Annotated in this window: 15 protein-coding genes; 8 read left to right on the top strand and 7 right to left on the bottom strand. The window is 40.9% G+C overall.

What is annotated here, in order from left to right; genetic code table 11:
* Nucleotides 1-69 precede the first annotated feature (69 nt).
* Nucleotides 70-867 (top strand): pyrroline-5-carboxylate reductase, encoded by a 798-nt coding sequence (gene proC / locus LCL91_RS12065; RefSeq protein ID WP_224882683.1) that lies wholly within the window; start codon nucleotides 70-72, stop codon nucleotides 865-867.
* Nucleotides 868-908: 41 nt separating this feature from the next.
* On the opposite strand, the gene LCL91_RS12070 is transcribed toward proC, so the two are convergent.
* A complete protein-coding gene (locus LCL91_RS12070; RefSeq protein ID WP_224882685.1) occupies nucleotides 909-2,411 on the bottom strand; it encodes a hypothetical protein in 1,503 nt (500 codons plus the stop codon).
* A gap of 131 nt (nucleotides 2,412-2,542) precedes the next feature.
* On the opposite strand from LCL91_RS12070, the gene LCL91_RS12075 reads away from it, so the two are divergent.
* Nucleotides 2,543-4,363, top strand: coding sequence for a terpene cyclase/mutase family protein (locus LCL91_RS12075; RefSeq protein WP_224882686.1), 1,821 nt, complete (start codon nucleotides 2,543-2,545; stop codon nucleotides 4,361-4,363).
* A 44-nt stretch (nucleotides 4,364-4,407) separates the two neighbouring features.
* On the opposite strand, the gene speD is transcribed toward LCL91_RS12075, so the two are convergent.
* Nucleotides 4,408-4,800: an adenosylmethionine decarboxylase gene (speD, locus tag LCL91_RS12080; RefSeq protein ID WP_098444647.1), complete on the bottom strand. Its 393-nt coding sequence runs from the start codon at nucleotides 4,798-4,800 to the stop codon at nucleotides 4,408-4,410.
* A gap of 178 nt (nucleotides 4,801-4,978) precedes the next feature.
* Here speD and LCL91_RS12085 point away from each other — a divergent pair, with 178 nt between their 5' ends.
* The 5 genes from LCL91_RS12085 (at nucleotide 4,979) to LCL91_RS12105 (ending at nucleotide 12,706) form a co-directional block, all read left to right on the top strand.
* Nucleotides 4,979-6,349: an aldehyde dehydrogenase gene (locus tag LCL91_RS12085; protein ID WP_224882687.1), complete on the top strand. Its 1,371-nt coding sequence runs from the start codon at nucleotides 4,979-4,981 to the stop codon at nucleotides 6,347-6,349.
* A gap of 102 nt (nucleotides 6,350-6,451) precedes the next feature.
* Nucleotides 6,452-7,408, top strand: coding sequence for an aminoimidazole riboside kinase (locus LCL91_RS12090; protein WP_224882688.1), 957 nt, complete (start codon nucleotides 6,452-6,454; stop codon nucleotides 7,406-7,408).
* 122 nt (nucleotides 7,409-7,530) lie between these two features.
* Nucleotides 7,531-8,577, top strand: a complete 1,047-nt coding sequence (locus LCL91_RS12095; protein ID WP_255640021.1) for a M20/M25/M40 family metallo-hydrolase — start codon at nucleotides 7,531-7,533, stop codon at nucleotides 8,575-8,577.
* Between the two features lie 352 nt (nucleotides 8,578-8,929).
* Complete coding sequence (locus LCL91_RS12100) at nucleotides 8,930-10,681, top strand: ABC transporter ATP-binding protein (RefSeq protein WP_224882690.1); 1,752 nt, start codon at nucleotides 8,930-8,932, stop codon at nucleotides 10,679-10,681.
* Nucleotides 10,682-12,706, top strand: a complete 2,025-nt coding sequence (locus tag LCL91_RS12105) for an ABC transporter ATP-binding protein (protein WP_224882691.1) — start codon at nucleotides 10,682-10,684, stop codon at nucleotides 12,704-12,706.
* Between the two features lie 29 nt (nucleotides 12,707-12,735).
* On the opposite strand, the gene LCL91_RS12110 is transcribed toward LCL91_RS12105, so the two are convergent.
* Both LCL91_RS12110 and LCL91_RS12115 read right to left on the bottom strand, forming a co-directional pair.
* Nucleotides 12,736-13,290 (bottom strand): DUF3231 family protein, encoded by a 555-nt coding sequence (locus LCL91_RS12110; RefSeq protein ID WP_098444641.1) that lies wholly within the window; start codon nucleotides 13,288-13,290, stop codon nucleotides 12,736-12,738.
* 87 nt (nucleotides 13,291-13,377) lie between these two features.
* Nucleotides 13,378-14,085 (bottom strand): thermonuclease family protein, encoded by a 708-nt coding sequence (locus LCL91_RS12115; protein WP_224882692.1) that lies wholly within the window; start codon nucleotides 14,083-14,085, stop codon nucleotides 13,378-13,380.
* A 74-nt stretch (nucleotides 14,086-14,159) separates the two neighbouring features.
* Between LCL91_RS12115 and LCL91_RS12120 the strand changes: the two genes are divergently transcribed.
* Complete coding sequence (locus LCL91_RS12120) at nucleotides 14,160-14,318, top strand: hypothetical protein (protein WP_159783968.1); 159 nt, start codon at nucleotides 14,160-14,162, stop codon at nucleotides 14,316-14,318.
* 446 nt (nucleotides 14,319-14,764) lie between these two features.
* Here LCL91_RS12120 and LCL91_RS12125 read toward each other — a convergent pair whose 3' ends face one another.
* The 3 genes from LCL91_RS12125 to LCL91_RS12135 all read right to left on the bottom strand — a co-directional run bounded on the left by LCL91_RS12125 (nucleotide 14,765) and on the right by LCL91_RS12135 (nucleotide 16,994).
* A complete protein-coding gene (locus LCL91_RS12125) occupies nucleotides 14,765-15,145 on the bottom strand; it encodes a hotdog fold thioesterase (protein ID WP_165997334.1) in 381 nt (126 codons plus the stop codon).
* Between the two features lie 391 nt (nucleotides 15,146-15,536).
* Nucleotides 15,537-16,469, bottom strand: coding sequence for a 1,4-dihydroxy-2-naphthoate polyprenyltransferase (locus tag LCL91_RS12130; RefSeq protein ID WP_224882763.1), 933 nt, complete (start codon nucleotides 16,467-16,469; stop codon nucleotides 15,537-15,539).
* 240 nt (nucleotides 16,470-16,709) lie between these two features.
* The gene (locus LCL91_RS12135; RefSeq protein ID WP_224592923.1) at nucleotides 16,710-16,994 is read right to left on the bottom strand and encodes a hypothetical protein; all 285 of its coding nucleotides are present in this window, start codon (nucleotides 16,992-16,994) and stop codon (nucleotides 16,710-16,712) included.
* Nucleotides 16,995-17,045 lie beyond the last annotated feature (51 nt).

The raw sequence follows: 17,045 nt of genomic DNA on the forward strand, positions 1-17,045 counted from the left end.
GGCGATTAGCCGGCGTTTTTCTATTTAGACACCTTTTGATATAGTTAAGAAGGAAATTGAGGAGGGATTATGTTGAAAAAACCGAATATCTTGTTTATTGGTGCAGGGCGAATGGCTGAGGCTATTTTTTCTGGACTTAAGCAGTCAGATACGATTGGTAAAATTACGATTTCAAATCAGTCTGATCAAACGAGATTGACTCATTTGAAAGAAACATATAACGTGGAAACAGGTATATGGCAAGAGGTTATTTCGACCCATGATGTTGTGATACTAGCAATGCCTCCTGCAGCTCATCCTAATGTTCTTAAGGAACTTTCTAGTAAAGTAACCGATCACTTTGTCATTACGGTAGCTGCAGGGATTGGGCCTTCTATTTTAGAAGCTTCCTTGCCAGGTGTTCCAACAGCGTGGATTATGCCGAACACTGCAGCTGATATTGGCGAGTCAATGTCACTGTTTGCTTGCGGGAGTGAGGTAAAGGAAGAACATCGAGAAGTGCTACAAACAATTTTAGATGCTATTGGTGAATCCGAAGAGCTATCAGAAGAACAGATTCATGACTTAACAGCGGTTACGGGAAGTGCCCCTGCTTTTGTTTACCAATTCGCTGAGGCGTTAGAAAAGTCGGCGCAATCCTATGGTTTATCATCGGAAGTGGCGAGAAAGCTCGTGATGCAAATGATCTTTGGTTCAGCTTCGATGCTTAAAGATGGGCGGAAGGCAGGAGACCTTCGGGATCAAGTCACAACGCCAGGCGGCGCGACAGCTGCAGGACTTGACGTTCTAGAAAATGCTGAATTTAGTCAACTTTTACACAAGGCGGTACTAGCTGTAAATCATAAAGCTTCAGAACAAGCAAAGTAAAAAAGCATGTCCTCTGGCCAGAGGACATGCTTTTTTATTTGTTAGAGGATATAAGGTCCTAATAGGAAGATTAGCATGCCGAGATTTAATCCAAGTTGATAGGAGGTTCGCTGCATGATGGTCCATTCTTGATCTTGAGCAACGCGGCTAATCATATAAGATACAACAAAGATAATTAGCGGCCAGACGTATGAAGCTCCTGAAAAGGTTAGGTAAGATGGAGCTAGATATTGAAATGGTCCATCAAGAATAGACGGAAGGAAAATAATTTGAGAGGCAACACATAAAAGAATGATCGTCCATTCAACCCATTTTTTGTCTTGTTCAATTGCTGTTGTATTGGCGAAATAGAAGTACATTAATGCAACGGCAGGAAGGATGAGAAAACCAAATGAGAAGGCTAACATCGCAAACATACCGACAATTGCTGTGAACGTATAGTAAAGGGCATACGTTAAGTCATCGCTCGAGATGGAGCTACTGCTTTTCACAACGGTAGGATCTGTTGATGCGCCGTGCAAGACGAGTTCGTTTTTCTCTTGATCCATCCAGACTAAAGACTGATCGGTAATTGCAATGGGGCGGATAGATAACTCTTCTGTCGTACTCCGGCGAGAGGCAACCCACTCGCCATCCTGTTGCGAAGCTTCATAGATACTAATGACGGAACGTTTTGGTGAAATTTCTCCGTTCGAACTAAACAAAAGATGAGCCGCACCGTCTTTTTCGATTAATGAAAAGTAGTTTGGCTTCTCAAACCTGTCACCAGTTTCCGCATTTTGGATTTTCAAAAGCTGAACGTCAGCTTCCTTACCAGCAACACTTTCTCCAAAGTACGTATTTACAACTCGTGTACCCTGTCTCGTTGCACTAATGGTATAGGTGAACGTAAGTTTGTTATCGAGTTCAATCATTTGAAGATTGCTGTAAATTTCTCCTGATGTAAGTGGAGTCTCATATAGAACAACTGGGTCTTCACCTGCATCAAGTGTTAGAAACTGGTTCACATCATCCGTTTGAACATAAAGAAATGCCAAACCTTCTTCTGTTAAAGTACCGCTTTTTATGTATTGAGGTAGTTCGATTTCTGACTTAATTTTTCCTTCTGGTGAAATGGTGTATGCGGTGTGCCGTGACCACGCAATTACGCCATTTTCTGATACGTTCATTCCTTCAATTTCCTTTAAAATGCTTGTTTCTTTCTCGTCTGTTGCGTAAATTAATTCATCATTCTTCTTGTAAATCGCTTGCTGATCATCAACATAAAACGAATATCCGTCTGGAATGGAATAGCTGAGTTCTTCTGTCGTTGTATCCAACTTTTCGTTCACGACCACTTTTCGAACGGGATCACCGCTAAAAAAGAGAGTGCTACTATCTTCCTCACGTTGAACAAACATCTCACTATCTTCTGCAGCTACGTCAAGATTGACTGACCTGCTCCAATCCGTTGCCGGTTTTTCTTGAAGAATGGAGAGCTGATGAAGATAAACGAAAAGCAAAATGATAAAACCAGTGAGAATGGGAAAGCCTATTTTTTTCATTCTATTCCTCCTTGTTCCTTACATACGTTTGAATTTTACACAAGTTTCAAAAAATTTACAATAGTTATTAGTGAGAATCTCCGAAAGGTAGCGTGAATACAATACGGTAGCCTACTTGAGGAGGGAGCGCCATGCTAGAAAAGAAAGTAGATGAAAAAATAGAAGACCTATTAAGTGAGGCATTACGGCATCAACAAGGGAATGGTGCCTTTCACTTTTGTTTTGAGAATAGTTTATTAACGGATGCGATGATGATTGTCTTAATACGCATGCTTAAACTTCCAGATAAATCATTGCTTGAGGCTCTTGTGAAACGACTTCTATTTAAACAATCTAAAGAAGGATACTGGAAATTATATGAAGACGACCGGGGGAATCTTTCCGCTACCGTTCAGGCTTACCATAGTCTCCTTTATTCAGGGATGATGACTTGTAAACATAGTGAGATGAAAAAAGCAGAGCACTATATTAAAAAATGGGGTGGGATCGAAAGGGTTGATTCGATGACGTCCATTTTCCTCGCCTTAAACGGTCATCTAAATTGGCCTCACTTATTCCATATTCCGATGCTTTTTCTACTTATTCCGAAGGCTTCACCAGTTTCTTTCTATGATTTAAGTTCTTATGCAAGAGCGCATTTTGCACCAATTCTTCTATGCCAGGACCTTCGTTATTCCATTAAAACAAGATGGACGCCAGATCTCACGCATTTAACTTTGGAAGATCGATCCATGAAAGAAGATATTAAACAAGCATGGACTGCTATGAGTCAATTTCCATCAAACCAGCTATATAAAGCAAGAAAGAGAGCGGAACAATACATGCTTCAAAGAATTGAATCAGATGGGACATTGATGAACTATGCAACGGCTACTTTTTTTATGATCTATGCGATGTTGGCTCTAGGATATGAAAAACACGCTCCTTCTATTATACGTGCCTTTAATGGACTGAAAGGAATGCTCTGTGATTCTAATTCCCATCTTCAGAATTCACCTTCAACAATATGGGATACTGCCCTTCTGTCCTACACGATACAAGAAGCTGGCTTAGTTCATGCAGTACCTTCAACTAGAGCGGCTAACCATTATTTAGTTAGACATCAGCAGACAAAGTATGGGGATTGGGCGATTACAAGAGAGGGTATTGCCCCTGGTGGATGGGGGTTTTCTGAGGGTAATACAACTCATCCAGATGTAGACGATACAACTGTTGCGTTAAGAGCGTTGAAGGATATGAAAAATGAGTCCAGTCGTTGGCATGACGGAGTCAATTGGCTTCTAGCCATGCAAAATCAGGATGGAGGTTGGCCAGCTTTCGAACCGGATCGTCAGGCTTTTCTATTAAAAGACTTACCCATTGACGGGGCAAGGTCATCTTTTCCAGATGATTCATCGGCTGATTTAACTGGTAGAACCGTTGAGTTTTTATGTAATTATGCTGAACTAAACCGTAATCATCCTTCCATTAGAAAGGGAACAAACTGGTTAGTTCGGAATCAAGAGAGCGATGGTTCTTGGAGAGGTAGATGGGGGATTTGCTACATTTATGGTACATGGGCAGCGTTAACGGCTTTAAAGGCAGCTGGCTATCCATCTGATTTTATTCCTGTTCGAAAAGGAATACAGTTTCTTAAGAAAATACAGAGACATGATGGGGGATGGGGAGAGTCGTGTCAAAGTGATATTCAACAGAAATTCGTTCCTTTACACGTTAGCACGCCATCACAAACAGCATGGGCCGTTGATGCTTTATCCGTTTGTAAAGAAACAGGTGAATCATTATCTAGAGGTGTGGGTTACCTTCTCAAAAAATCATTTGATATGGAAGAACGCATGTATCCAACAGGGGCGGGATTACCAGGTGGGTTTTATATTAGGTATCATAGTTATGAAGTGATATGGCCACTACTTGCGCTATCACACTATAAAAAGTTACAAATTCAACAATAAAACAATAATCGAGAGGCGGTATGGAAACGCCTCTCTACAGTCAATTACTGTGATTCTACACCACTTTTTTCAATTTCTTTTACGGTAATTTCTCCTGCGCCACGAGGAATTTTCACTGTGTGAATGGTTTTTGCTTCTAAAGACCTTGCGATCGCATTCGCTGCTTCGGAAGGATCAATTTTATCTCCGCATGTATAGACATCAACAGAAGCATAGCCATGTTCAGGGAAACTGTGGATGGTTAGATGGGATTCAGCGATAATTACCGCCCCACTTATACCTTGAGGTTCAAATGGGTGGAAAACAACATCTCTTATTTCTGCTCCAGCTTCAAGAGCCGCACTAGCGAATGTTTCTTCTATATACACTAAATCGTTTAGTTTTTCTTTGTTACAATTCCACATCTCAGCAATGATATGATGACCGAGCGTTTCGATAGTAAATTGCCTCCTTCTTAACTGCATCCTTGTATAGTGTTGATTATAGGTATTGCTTTTATGCAGGTTTTCCCCTCAAACAGGAAGAAATAAACCTATAAAAGAGTTTTAAGATTGACATATTATGTTTAAATGTTTAAACTAAAGAACAATAAAGTCGTTAAGAGGAGAGTATAAGATGGAGCATATTGCTAATAAAGTAAGCCTGCAAAAAGAATATTTTTATACAGGAGAAACAAAATCCTATTCGTTTAGAAAAAAACAGCTTGAAACGTTAAGAGATGTGATTAAAGAGTATGAACCTGAGATTTTACAAGCGCTTAAAGATGATTTGCATAAATCAGAATGGGAAGCTTATACAACTGAAATTGGTTTCCTTCTAGAGGAAATTAAGTTCACACTTAAGCACCTAAAAGAGTGGATGACACCGGAGAAAGTAAAGTCACCCGTTACTCACTTTGGCTCTAAAAGTGTCATTCACCGTGAGCCGTTCGGGGTCACGTTAATTATAGCGCCGTGGAACTATCCATTTCAACTTCAGTTAGCTCCACTTATTGGAGCAATCGCATCGGGGAACTGTGCCGTCTTAAAACCATCAGAATTAACACCTGCTGTCTCAACTCTTATTAGTAAAATGATTCGAGAAGTTTTTCCTGAAAAGTACATTGTGGTTATTGAAGGTAGCGTTGAAACGAGTACTGAACTTTTGAAACAACCATTTGATCACATCTTTTTCACAGGAAGTGTTGCTGTAGGAAAGATTGTGATGGAGGCGGCTGCAAAGCAACTTATCCCTGTTACGCTTGAATTGGGAGGGAAGAGTCCAGCGATTGTTGACAAAGACGCTAATTTAGCTCTAGCTGCCAAACGAATTATGTGGGGGAAATTCACGAACGCTGGTCAAACATGTATTGCACCTGACTATTTGTATGTCCACAGTGACGTAAAACTAGCATTGATCGAACAAATGAACAATGTGCTGATTGAATTCTACGGAGAAGATCCACTGTCAGATGAAAAATACGGTCATATTGTAAGTGATCGTCACTTTGACCGATTAAAACGGTTTTTAGCTGATGGAGACGTATTAATTGGTGGACAGCATAAAGCAAGTGATCGGGTAATTGCTCCAACGATTATGGACAATATTTCATGGGAAGATCCAGTGATGCAAGAGGAGATTTTTGGTCCTATTTTACCTGTGCTTGAATTTACAGAACTTGAAACGGTTATTAACGAAGTACGTCGCCGTCCAAAACCGCTCGCACTTTACTTTTTCTCTGAATCTGAAGAAAAACAAGATGAAATAACGTCAGCCATTTCATTTGGAGGAGGGTGCATGAACGACACATTTATGCATATCGTCTCTCCTTACTTGCCTTTTGGTGGTGTTGGGTCTAGTGGTACGGGGAGTTATCATGGGAAAGCAAGCTTTCAAGCCTTCTCGCATGAGAAGAGCATTGTAAAACAAACAACGAAGTTTGATTTCGCCTTCCGTTACCCCTCAGCCAAAAACGGGCTGAAAATCATCAAGAAGATCATGGGGTAATGACGTTTTCTTCTTTAGTGTTTTACCTTGCCATGGTATGATTACGGAAAAGCTGTACCCTTGGTGCAGCTCTACAATTGATAGACATAGGAGGAAGTAGATATGAGTAAAGGTGTCATTAGTTTAGGGGAGGCATTAATTGATTTTATACCTCTTGACAAAGACAATTTAACGTATCAAAAAAGCCCTGGTGGAGCTCCGGCAAATGTAGCAGTTGGGCTTGCCCGTCTAGGCGTAAATTCCACTTTTCTTGGAAAAGTAGGCGATGATGTGCTTGGACGTTTTCTTCAAGAAACGTTAAAGAACTATGGTGTAGATGTTTCGACGATGATTCTAACTGAATCTGCACGCACAGGCGTTGTATTTGTGACCAATGCCGAAAATGGTGAACGTAGCTTTGACTTTTACATAAATCCAAGTGCAGATCGTTTCTTAAGTGAAGAAGAAATAAGCGATCAGTTATTTGAGCGTCATCGCATTCTCCACTTCGGATCCATTTCTATGATTAGTGAACCCTCTAGAACAGCTACTAAAAAAGCTGTTGAGAAGGCAAAAGAGAACGGACTGCTTATTTCCTATGATCCGAACTTACGACTTGGTTTATGGGAGAGTGAGGAGCGAGCAAGAGAAACGATTGTTTCCATGCTATCTGAGGCAGACATTCTTAAGCTTTCTGAAGAAGAATTAACTTTTATTACTGGTGAAGAAACTGTCGAAGCTGGAATTAAAAGATTGGCTCACTATCGTATCCCAGTTATTTTCATTACAATGGGCGGAGAAGGTAGTCTGGTTTTTACCCCTAACTATTCAATCAGAGTTCCTGCTATGAAAGTAAAAGCGGTTGATACGACAGGTGCTGGCGATGCATTTGTATCAGGCATCCTTCATGGTTTTAACGAATATGTTGGTTCTCTCACCGAACTATCGCGCGAAGAGCTCGAGCGAATGACACAATTTGCTAGCGTTTCTGGTGCTTTAGCAGCTGCAACAAAAGGCGCTATGACGGCTCTGCCAACGAAAGAAGAAGTGGAAGAAATTTTATTGAAAGAATCGAAATAGCGAGGTGCCCCGTCTAAATGCGGGGTGCTTTTTTGTATTGAGCTGGCATCCAAAACTAGAATGAAGACTAGCTGTAAGATACAATGAAAAAGGAACTAATTAACTAATCGGAGGTGCTTCGTATGAATCGGGAATTTTTATTGGAATTGTTATCAACTGCTTCACCGTCAGGAGCTGAAATGGAGATTCAGCATAAATGGATGGAGTATGTGAAGGAATTTGCGGACGAAATGAAAACAGACAATGCAGGAAATGCCATTGGCGTTCTTAATCCCAATGCAGAATTTAAAGTTCTCCTTGCTGGCCACTGTGATGAGATCGGATTTATGGTAAAGAAAATTGATCAAGATGGTTTCATTCGTGTGGAAAAGTTAGGTGGGATTAGTCATAAACCTGCTATCGGAATGAAGGTAACCATCCTTGGCACACATGGAAACTTAACTGGAGTATTTGGGGTGAATGCTGAACATCATGGTGGAGCAAAAGAATTCAATTTCGAAGATCTTTACATAGATTGTGGAGCAACTTCAAAAGAAGAGATTGAAAAGTATGTTCAGATAGGGGATCTAGCTGTCTATAAACGCGAAGTTGAGCACTTATTGAATGACAGAATCAGTGGTAGAGGTCTAGATAATCGCACGGGCTCGTTTATTGTCGCAGAGGTTCTACGAAAACTCGCTAAGCGAAATCCTAAAGTAGGTGTATATGCAGTTAGTACAGTGAACGAAGAAACCAATATGGGCGGAGCATACTTTGCCGGTGCAGGAATTCAGCCAACGATGGCCATTGCTTGTGATGTGACATTTTCTTCTGATTATCCTGGCATTGATGCAAGAAAACACACGGAGGTTAATCTCGGGGGCGGCCCTGTTCTTGCGAAAGGTGCTCCAATTAATATTAAAATTAATCAACTACTCGAAAAGGCTGCAAAAAAGCTTGATCTTAAACTTCAGTATGAATTAACACCAAGAATGACAGGAACCGATGCTGATAAGCTTCGCTTAACAGGATATGGTGTGCCGATCTCACTCGTATCTTTGCCGCTTCGCTATATGCATGCGCCAGTTGAAACAGTTAGTCTCAAAGACATGCAGGAAGAAATTGATTTGTTAGTTGAAATGATTGCAGAATTAACTGGTGAAGAAAGTGTAAATCCATTAAGTAAATAATAATATTGACAAAATTGTGACAATTATGCTACGATGACAAAGTGAAAAATAACGGTAAAGGAGAGTGTGTGTGATGAGACATGTTTTAACAGGTATAATCCAACCAATTTCATGTACTCATAGACGCACTTTGCCAGAGAAGTAACCCCTTTGTCACAAAAAGGAATCGGCACGCGTCTTAGACGTGTGCCCTTTTTTTTATGTCCAATGATTGGATGAGACATAGCCGCATACGGCTATGTCTTTTTTGATCCTCAAATATGATGACAAAGAATGAAGTAGTAGGGGGTGGGAGTGATGATTGCAATTTACTAAGGAAGACCATGTTAGGGAAAAGACTGGGGGGAAAAGAATGTTTTCGATTTTAAAGAAGCTAAGCTGGTTTTTTAAGCAGCATTGGAAGCGTTATAGTATTGCAATCGGGTTATTGATATTAGGTGGGATCCTTGAGGTTATTCCTCCGAAGCTAATTGGGATGGCAATTGATGAGATCAATGTAGGAAGTTTAACTTGGGATAGCTTACGGAATTATCTATTTTTTTATGGTGCGTTATTGATTGTCGTTTATCTCGTCACATATGTATGGATGTATCAACTATTTGGTGGTGCATTTCTAGTTGAGAGAATGCTTCGGTCTAGATTCATGAAACATCTTCTGAAAATGACGCCGTCTTTTTACGAGAAAAATCGAACTGGGGACTTGATGGCAAGAGCAACAAACGACTTAAAAGCTGTGTCCCTTACAGCGGGTTTCGGTATTTTAACTTTGGTTGATTCAACGATCTTTATGTTTCTTATATTGGTTACGATGGGTGTTTTGATTAGCTGGAAACTAACGCTTGCGGCTATTCTGCCTCTTCCATTAATGGCTCTTGCCATGAACCGTTATGGAAAGGTTATTCATAAGCGCTTTACCGCTGCGCAGGATTCTTTCGGTCATATGAATGATCAAGTACTTGAATCGATTGCAGGCGTTCGCGTAACGCGTGCTTATGTACAGGAGAGAGCGGATCAGCAAAAATTCAAAAACTTAACAGAAGATGTTTACAGAAAGAACATTGATGTAGCAAAGATAGATGTCCTTTTTGAACCAACGATTAAAGTTCTCGTAGGGATGAGTTATTTAATTGGTTTAGGATATGGGGCTTATCTTGTTTTTCACAATGTACTTACACTAGGAGAACTAGTGTCATTTAACGTGTATCTAGGTATGTTGATTTGGCCGATGATTGCGGTTGGTGAGCTAATTAATGTCATGCAGCGTGGAAGTGCCTCACTAAATCGGGTATTGGATACGTTATCTCACGAAGAAGATGTGAAGGAACATCATGCTCCGAAACATCACGAGTCTCCTGGTACGATTTGCTTTGAACATGTTCAGTTTACGTATCCAACTTCTTCAGTTACTAATTTAAATGATGTTTCATTTACGCTTGAAAAAGGTCAAACGCTCGGTATCGTTGGGCGAACTGGTAGCGGCAAAACCACTTTGCTAAAGCAATTGTTGAGAGAATACCCAGTAGGCAAAGGGAAAATCAAAATCTCTGATGTACCGATCGAAGAGTTTTCGCTTGGAACGCTTCAAAGCTGGATTGGGTATGTTCCGCAAGATCAAATGCTATTCTCTCGATCAGTGCGAGAAAACCTACTTTTTGGTAAGAAAGATGGAACTGACCAAGATATCGATCAAGTGCTCCGTTTATCTGATTTTAAGAAAGATGTCAATCTTCTTCCTCAAGGGCTTGAAACACTTGTAGGAGAAAAGGGGGTAGCACTATCTGGTGGGCAAAAGCAGAGGGTTTCGATTGCTAGAGCTCTCATGATTGATCCAGAAATTCTTATTCTTGATGATGCGATGTCAGCAGTGGATGGGAAAACAGAGGCACAAATTCTTGCAAATATAAGAAGTGAACGTGCTGGTAAAACGACGCTTATTGCCACACATCGGCTTTCAGGTGTAAAGCATGCTGATCGTATTCTTGTTCTAGAAGATGGCAAAGTGATTGAAGAAGGTACACATGAGGAGCTTCTTACTCAACAAGGATGGTACAGAGAGCAATATGACAGACAGCAACTTGAAGATTCACTAAAGGAGGTGCTGTAAATGAATCGACATGTAGGAAAGCGTTTAGTAAAGTATGCACTTGGATTTAAGAAGAATATTTTAATTGCACTTCTACTTTTAACAGTTGCCGTAACAGCGGAACTATCTGGCCCTTTCATTGCTAAACGGATGATCGACGTTCATATTCTTGGAATTGAGTATCCATGGTATGAATCAGATCAGGGGGAAGACGCTGTTCAATATGATGGTGGATGGTATAAGCGAAGCGATCATTTTGAAAATAATGAAGCAAAAGGAGAAGAGGCAAGAATTCTTCAAATCGGGCGTGATTATTACTTCATTGACGAACCGATCGCTTTCGACGGTGAAAGATCAATGAACGAAAATACGCTCACGATCGAAAAGGATGGGCAACGACAGTCCTACGGAGCATCAGAAATAAGCAACGAAGAACTGCTCGCGTTTTATCAACCTCAGATTGAACCGATGATCTGGCTCATTGCATTATACTTCGGACTTCTCGTCTTCGCTTCATTTTTTGAGTATGGGCAGGGACTTCTTTTGCAAACTTCAGCTAACAGAATCATTCAAAAGATGAGAACAGATGTCTATGCGCAAATTCAGCGATTGCACATCAACTACTTCGATAATTTGCCAGCTGGAAAAGTAGTGGCAAGAATTACAAATGATACAGAGGCGATACGTGAGCTTTATGTAACCGTACTCGCAACTTTTTTCACAAGCATCTTTTATATGACAGGGATCTTTGTTGCCTTGTTCTTATTGGATGTAAAGCTTGCATTTATTACATTAACCATTGTTCCCCTGCTGGTTGTTTGGATCATTGTTTATCGCAAATATGCTTCGAAATTTAATAAAGTGATCCGGGCAAGAGTGAGTGACATTAATGCTATGATTAACGAATCCATTCAAGGAATGTCACTCATAAGAGCTTTTAAACGCCAGCAAATGACAGAACGAGAATTTGAAGAATTAAATGATAGCCACTTTACGTATCAAAACAAGCTTTTACATTTAAATTCTTTAATGTCTCATAACTTGGTTAACATCTTAAGGAATATCTCATTTGTAGCATTGATTTGGTATTTCGGAGGAGCTTCTCTTACATCAAGCGCCGTGATAAGTCTTGGGGTTCTCTATGCTTTCGTCGATTATTTAAATCGATTGTTTCAACCCGTTACAAACATGGTCAACCAACTTGCCAATCTAGAGCAGGCATTGGTTGCTGCAGACCGCGTTTTTGAGCTTCTTGATGAAGAAGGAGAAGATGTAGCGGATGGAATTTTCCCGCGATATGATGGGAATGTTTCTTTCGATCATGTTTCCTTTGCTTATAAAGAAGATGAATATGTGTTAAAGAATCTTTCTTTTGAAGCGAAAAAAGGTCAAACCATTGCGCTCGTTGGACACACGGGCTCAGGAAAAAGCTCCATTATGAATTTGTTATTTCGATTTTATGATAATCAAAAAGGAACAATATCCATTGATGGGAAAAACATTCAGGATATTAAAAAGCAAGAACTGAGACAGCATATGGCCATAGTGCTTCAGGATCCATTTCTATTCACAGGCACGATTGCATCAAATGTTAGTCTTGACGACCCCTCTATTTCAAGAGAAAAAGTAGAAAAAGCTTTAAACGATGTTGGAGCAGATCAGCTGCTCCGTTCGCTTCCAAACGGTTATGATGAGCCAGTTATAGAAAAAGGAAGCACGCTTTCTTCCGGGCAAAGACAGCTTATCTCATTTGCAAGAGCGTTAGCGTTTGATCCTGCTGTCCTTATACTTGATGAAGCGACTTCAAATGTTGATACTGAGACGGAAATGATTATTCAAAACGCTCTCGATATTTTGAAAAAGGGGCGTACCACATTTATCATTGCCCACAGACTTTCAACGATAAGAGAGGCAGATCAAATTCTCGTTCTTCATCAGGGAGAAATTGTTGAGCGAGGCGATCATGATCAATTGATGCAGAAAAAAGGAAGGTACTTTCAAATGTATCAGCTTCAACAAGGGAAAAAGATTGAGCAAGCCGTGTAGAAGTAAGATAAAAGCCGTAGCTTCTTCAGCTACGGCTTTTGAGTTGGAGCGCCAGGTGGAAGATAAGGTGGCGGAGATTTTAGCCATCCTCTCTTTTCCATTAACGTTTTAAAATCCGCAGCAAACAGTAGGATGTGGGTTTGAAACTCAAGAAACATTAACCCAACATCGGTTCGAATGGACTGAGAAACGGTCGTTGCACAGAGGACATTCACTGAGGCAAGCTTCAGTGAAATCCCGTTAGCAATTTCATCGTCCGTTAGCTTTACCCCCATAGGGATCGTTTCTGAGGATGAATCAGGCTTTGCTTGTGATGTTGGTGGGAGAGGAACGCCTTCTTTTATTAAAAATTGTTTTAATTTATTTTGGTCTTTAACAGATGCATCAAAAATCTCCTGTGTTTTTTTCTTGAGTTGTTCATCATCGGTTGTATTTAATGCCATTCGATAAAAAACTTGAGCTTCTTTAAAGATCGCAAAAGCTGTCCAACAGTTCATCACTTCACCGACATGTAACGGGGATTTAGGCTCACCATCAGTGTGAGATTGGAGAATGCCAAGCATTGATTTTAAAATTGTTTTCATCGTTTCGCTACCTCCTCTAGCCTATGATGGTACAGAAGGTAACAAATTATGTGTGTTTGTCTAAAGAGAAGGCGTAATGCCAGAGGGTTATCTGGAAGATGGACGGAAACCTGCTTCCTCTGCTTCGTTTTTCGTACAAAACATTTCTTCTGCTTTGGTCATTTCGTAGTAGGATCCCTCAGGAACATGATAAATTTTTTCGCCTTTTGAATTTATATTTCCTTTTATTTGGCACTCCTCAGAAGCGAATTTTTCTTCAGTGGGAGTTTCTGCTTCTTCGTCAAACCCTTCTTCTTGAACATAGTCTTCTATGCTCCAAATTCCTTTCCCTTCTTCTTGAGCCTGTCGCTGTGTTTTTTGAAATTGGTCAACATATTTTACGTTAGGCTGATAAATGTATGCGACCCTTGCAAGCCCTTCTTCAAGAAGCATTTCGTTGAACATTTGATCACCGATCCAGACGTATGCTAGAAGTCGTCCGTACTTATCCCGTTCTGAAACATCGATCTCGATTCCAACTTTCTCTCCTTCAAGCCGGTCCTTCGCAAAATCTGACGCTTCAGGTCCAAATGGTTGGACAGGTTTACTAGGATGCTTCGTTTCAGGTGTATCGACAAGTAGAAGTCTGATTGTTTCTTCTCGCTCTTCAAGTGTTACTTTTAGAGTGTCCCCATCTACCACCCGATCCACTGTTGCTGGAATTGTGTTTTCTGGAATTTCGTTATTGGAAGTGCTGAAAGAACACGCAGATAAAAAGAGTAATATAAAAAGGTAAGGCACTAGTTTATGCGTCAAGTTAAGTTCTCCTTTCCTGGCTTTTAGGTCTTAGACATACTAATTCGTCATAATCTAAAAGGGGGGTGATCCAATTGAATCACGGATGTATTTACTGTGAGAAAGAATTGCTCTTCCCGTGGGAAAGAAGAAGGATGGTGTGCGATGAATGTCACTATGCGATTTCAGACACGTATCATGAAGATTATCGAGAAATTGGTGAACGAAAAATAGAACAGAAATCCCGTCAATAGTGACGGGATTCTTTTTAGGTTCTATCGTTTAAATGAGTGTCGTGATGTTGAACTGCAAGTGGGCAGACATTCGGGCGCTTCCGCTTTTCGTGTCCAGCTACGCGGGCCAAATCCTCCGGCTGTTTCGCCCAATCGAAGGAGACAAAAAGCGTCTCATTCGATTGGGCTCCAACTTCCTGCGGATTTAGGCAGGCCCGCTCCGCTTTTCATGTCTAGCTGCAGCGCCCAGCCTCTCGATCGCTTCACCCCATAAAATGAACACCAAGACCGTGTTCTTTTTATGGGGCTCCAGCGCTTGTCGAGGTTAAACGGGCGCTTCCGCTTTTCGTGTCTAGCTGCAGCCTCCAGACCCTCGGTCACTTCACCTTTTCATTCGAACACAAAAAACGTGTTCAAATGAAAAGGCTCCAGTGCCTGCCGGGTCTAATCGGAGGCTTCCGCTTTTCTTAATACCTTTTAACGGCTAGGGTGCAGCGGGATATGCAGATTAGTTCTTCTTGTTCGTCGACGATGTTGATTTCCCAGACCATTGTTCTTCGTCCGATGTGGATCGGCTCAGCGATCGCTCGGACAACGCCGTCTTTTTTGCTACGTAGATGATTAGCGTTGATTTCCATTCCGAATGTGGCTTCGTTTTCTGAGTTAAGGTTAAGCGTGCCACCGATGCTTGCGGCTGACTCTGCAAGTGCAACGGATGCACCTCCGTGAAGAAAGCCGAGTGGCTGATGAGTGCTCGGTCCAACTGGCATTTCAAGAACGACTTTTTCAGGTGTTAATGTAATGGCTTTGATTCCGAGTGCCTCTAGCATTGTATTTGCGAATTCCATCTCATTCCTCCAATTTAGCTGTCGCGCCAAAACCTATGATTCCTTCCTCAACAAAATGAACACCGGACAATTTTTCAGGTTCAAGATTTTGTTGAGGTTAATCGGACGCTTCCGCTTTTTTCTATGTACTTATTTACAGTATACACGAGCAATTGGCTATAAAAAGGGAAAATTAGCGGGGAAGAAGCTAGGTTTTTTTCCTTTTATGTCTAGTTCTTGCTATATTTCCGCGAAATTCTCAATATTTACGCGAAAAACCAATTAATTCTGCGATCTTAAGAGATAATTCCGCGAAAATCTAATTAATTCCGCTAATTAGATTAAAAAGAAGTGCTTCCCTCTGTAAAGCGACGTAAAAAAGCCAGAGACGGTATTCGTCTCTGACTCTAGATTAAATAAAATACGCGAGCAATAAACCAATGGCCATGAGCAGTCCAAACTGAGTATGCATTTGAGCCGTTGCTTGCATAGCGGGCATCATTTGAGCAGCCTGCGTTTTCCCTTCAAACAAGCGAATGGCTTTGAATGCTTTAGGGATGCTTAGAATAATTAACAGCAACCAAAGTGATAAATCAATTGTAATGATGAGTGCGACCACCCAAAGGTAAGAAACGATAAACATCCACTCTAAAAGGGCAACAGCTTTATCGTGTCCAAGAAGTATTGCGAGTGTTTTTCGTCCTTTTTCTTTGTCGCCTTCTAGGTCGCGGATATTGTTCGCCATAAGGATACCGCCAACTAGAATGGAGATCGGGATCGAAACGAGAATGCTTTCAAATGTAATAACGCCCGTTTGAATGAAAAAAGAAAGTAAGACAAGAATGAGTCCCATAAAGACGCCAGCGGCAATTTCGCCAAATGGTGTGTAGGCAATTGGGTGTGGGCCGCCAGTATAGAAATACCCTGCAGCCATACAGATTGAACCAATGACCGCAATCCACCATGTCGTCAGGATACAGATGTAAACGCCTAACAGAATGGCAATGCCAAAGAAAATAAAAGCAAGATTCAATACTGTTCTTGCACTAACTCCATCTCTTACGATGGCGCCACCAATTCCTACGCTACCAGCGTGATCAAGACCCCTTTTGAAATCATAGTATTCATTAAACATATTTGTTGCTGATTGAATAAGGATAGAAGCGATCATCATCGCCATAAACAATCCAAAATGTAATGTATGACTTTGAAGGGCAAGCATTGTGCCCAGAAAAACCGGGACGAAGGAAGCTGTTAATGTGTGTGGTCTTAATAGTCGCCACCACACCTGCCATGTTGGTTTTGAAGGCGTCACTTTGTTCAGCTTATCGTTGCTGTTGTTCATACGCTCTTCCATAGAATAGTGTCTCTCCCTTAAATAATAAACTTCTTAAAAAATCCCCTTGTAACCATTATAGTTTAAAAAAATGGATAAAGGGTGTCAATCCTTTTGTCAATATCAAGAAGTCTCTGTCAATAGAAAAAAGCCGATCATCTGTTTACGTTCCAAATGTCTTTAGCCTCTATCTAAAAGAGAATGGAGAGAAACAAATGCGATCACTATAAAGTGATCGCATTTGTGGAATTAATAATAATACGGGTAAGGATATGGCCGGAAAAACGCGATGCTTCCTAAACCTACGCCTAATAATCCGCCAAGAAAGCCGCCTGCAAAAGCGCCGAAGAAAAACATTCCTGGTCCCTCGGGATGTTGTGGTCCATCACAATTGCGATTTAAAGGGCGAATGTAGACGAACTCATCATCAACATCCTCAATATGACCTCTATGCAATTGACCGTCATGACATTTGATTTCAACACATTGTCCAATATGCTGACGACAAACACCATGATAATAGTGTCTGGACATGTGAGACACTCCCTTATCATTTAGTGTATAAACAACGGTTCACCGTTGTCT

This window comes from Guptibacillus hwajinpoensis (assembly GCF_020171785.1).
Lineage (GTDB): Bacteria > Bacillota > Bacilli > Bacillales > Guptibacillaceae > Guptibacillus > Guptibacillus sedimenti.

Bases quoted from the DNA above. Each gene is read 5' to 3' on its own strand.
- LCL91_RS12125 (WP_165997334.1), bottom strand. From the start codon at position 15,145: ATGGAATTCGCAAATACAATGCTAGAGGCACTCGGAATCAAAGCCATT.
- LCL91_RS12090 (WP_224882688.1), top strand. From the start codon at position 6,452: ATGAGTAAAGGTGTCATTAGTTTAGGGGAGGCATTAATTGATTTTATA.
- LCL91_RS12095 (WP_255640021.1), top strand. From the start codon at position 7,531: ATGAATCGGGAATTTTTATTGGAATTGTTATCAACTGCTTCACCGTCA.
- proC (WP_224882683.1), top strand. From the start codon at position 70: ATGTTGAAAAAACCGAATATCTTGTTTATTGGTGCAGGGCGAATGGCT.
- LCL91_RS12070 (WP_224882685.1), bottom strand. From the start codon at position 2,411: ATGAAAAAAATAGGCTTTCCCATTCTCACTGGTTTTATCATTTTGCTT.
- LCL91_RS12085 (WP_224882687.1), top strand. From the start codon at position 4,979: ATGGAGCATATTGCTAATAAAGTAAGCCTGCAAAAAGAATATTTTTAT.
- LCL91_RS12135 (WP_224592923.1), bottom strand. From the start codon at position 16,994: ATGTCCAGACACTATTATCATGGTGTTTGTCGTCAGCATATTGGACAA.
- LCL91_RS12075 (WP_224882686.1), top strand. From the start codon at position 2,543: ATGCTAGAAAAGAAAGTAGATGAAAAAATAGAAGACCTATTAAGTGAG.
- LCL91_RS12105 (WP_224882691.1), top strand. From the start codon at position 10,682: ATGAATCGACATGTAGGAAAGCGTTTAGTAAAGTATGCACTTGGATTT.
- LCL91_RS12130 (WP_224882763.1), bottom strand. From the start codon at position 16,469: ATGAACAACAGCAACGATAAGCTGAACAAAGTGACGCCTTCAAAACCA.
- LCL91_RS12110 (WP_098444641.1), bottom strand. From the start codon at position 13,290: ATGAAAACAATTTTAAAATCAATGCTTGGCATTCTCCAATCTCACACT.
- LCL91_RS12100 (WP_224882690.1), top strand. From the start codon at position 8,930: ATGTTTTCGATTTTAAAGAAGCTAAGCTGGTTTTTTAAGCAGCATTGG.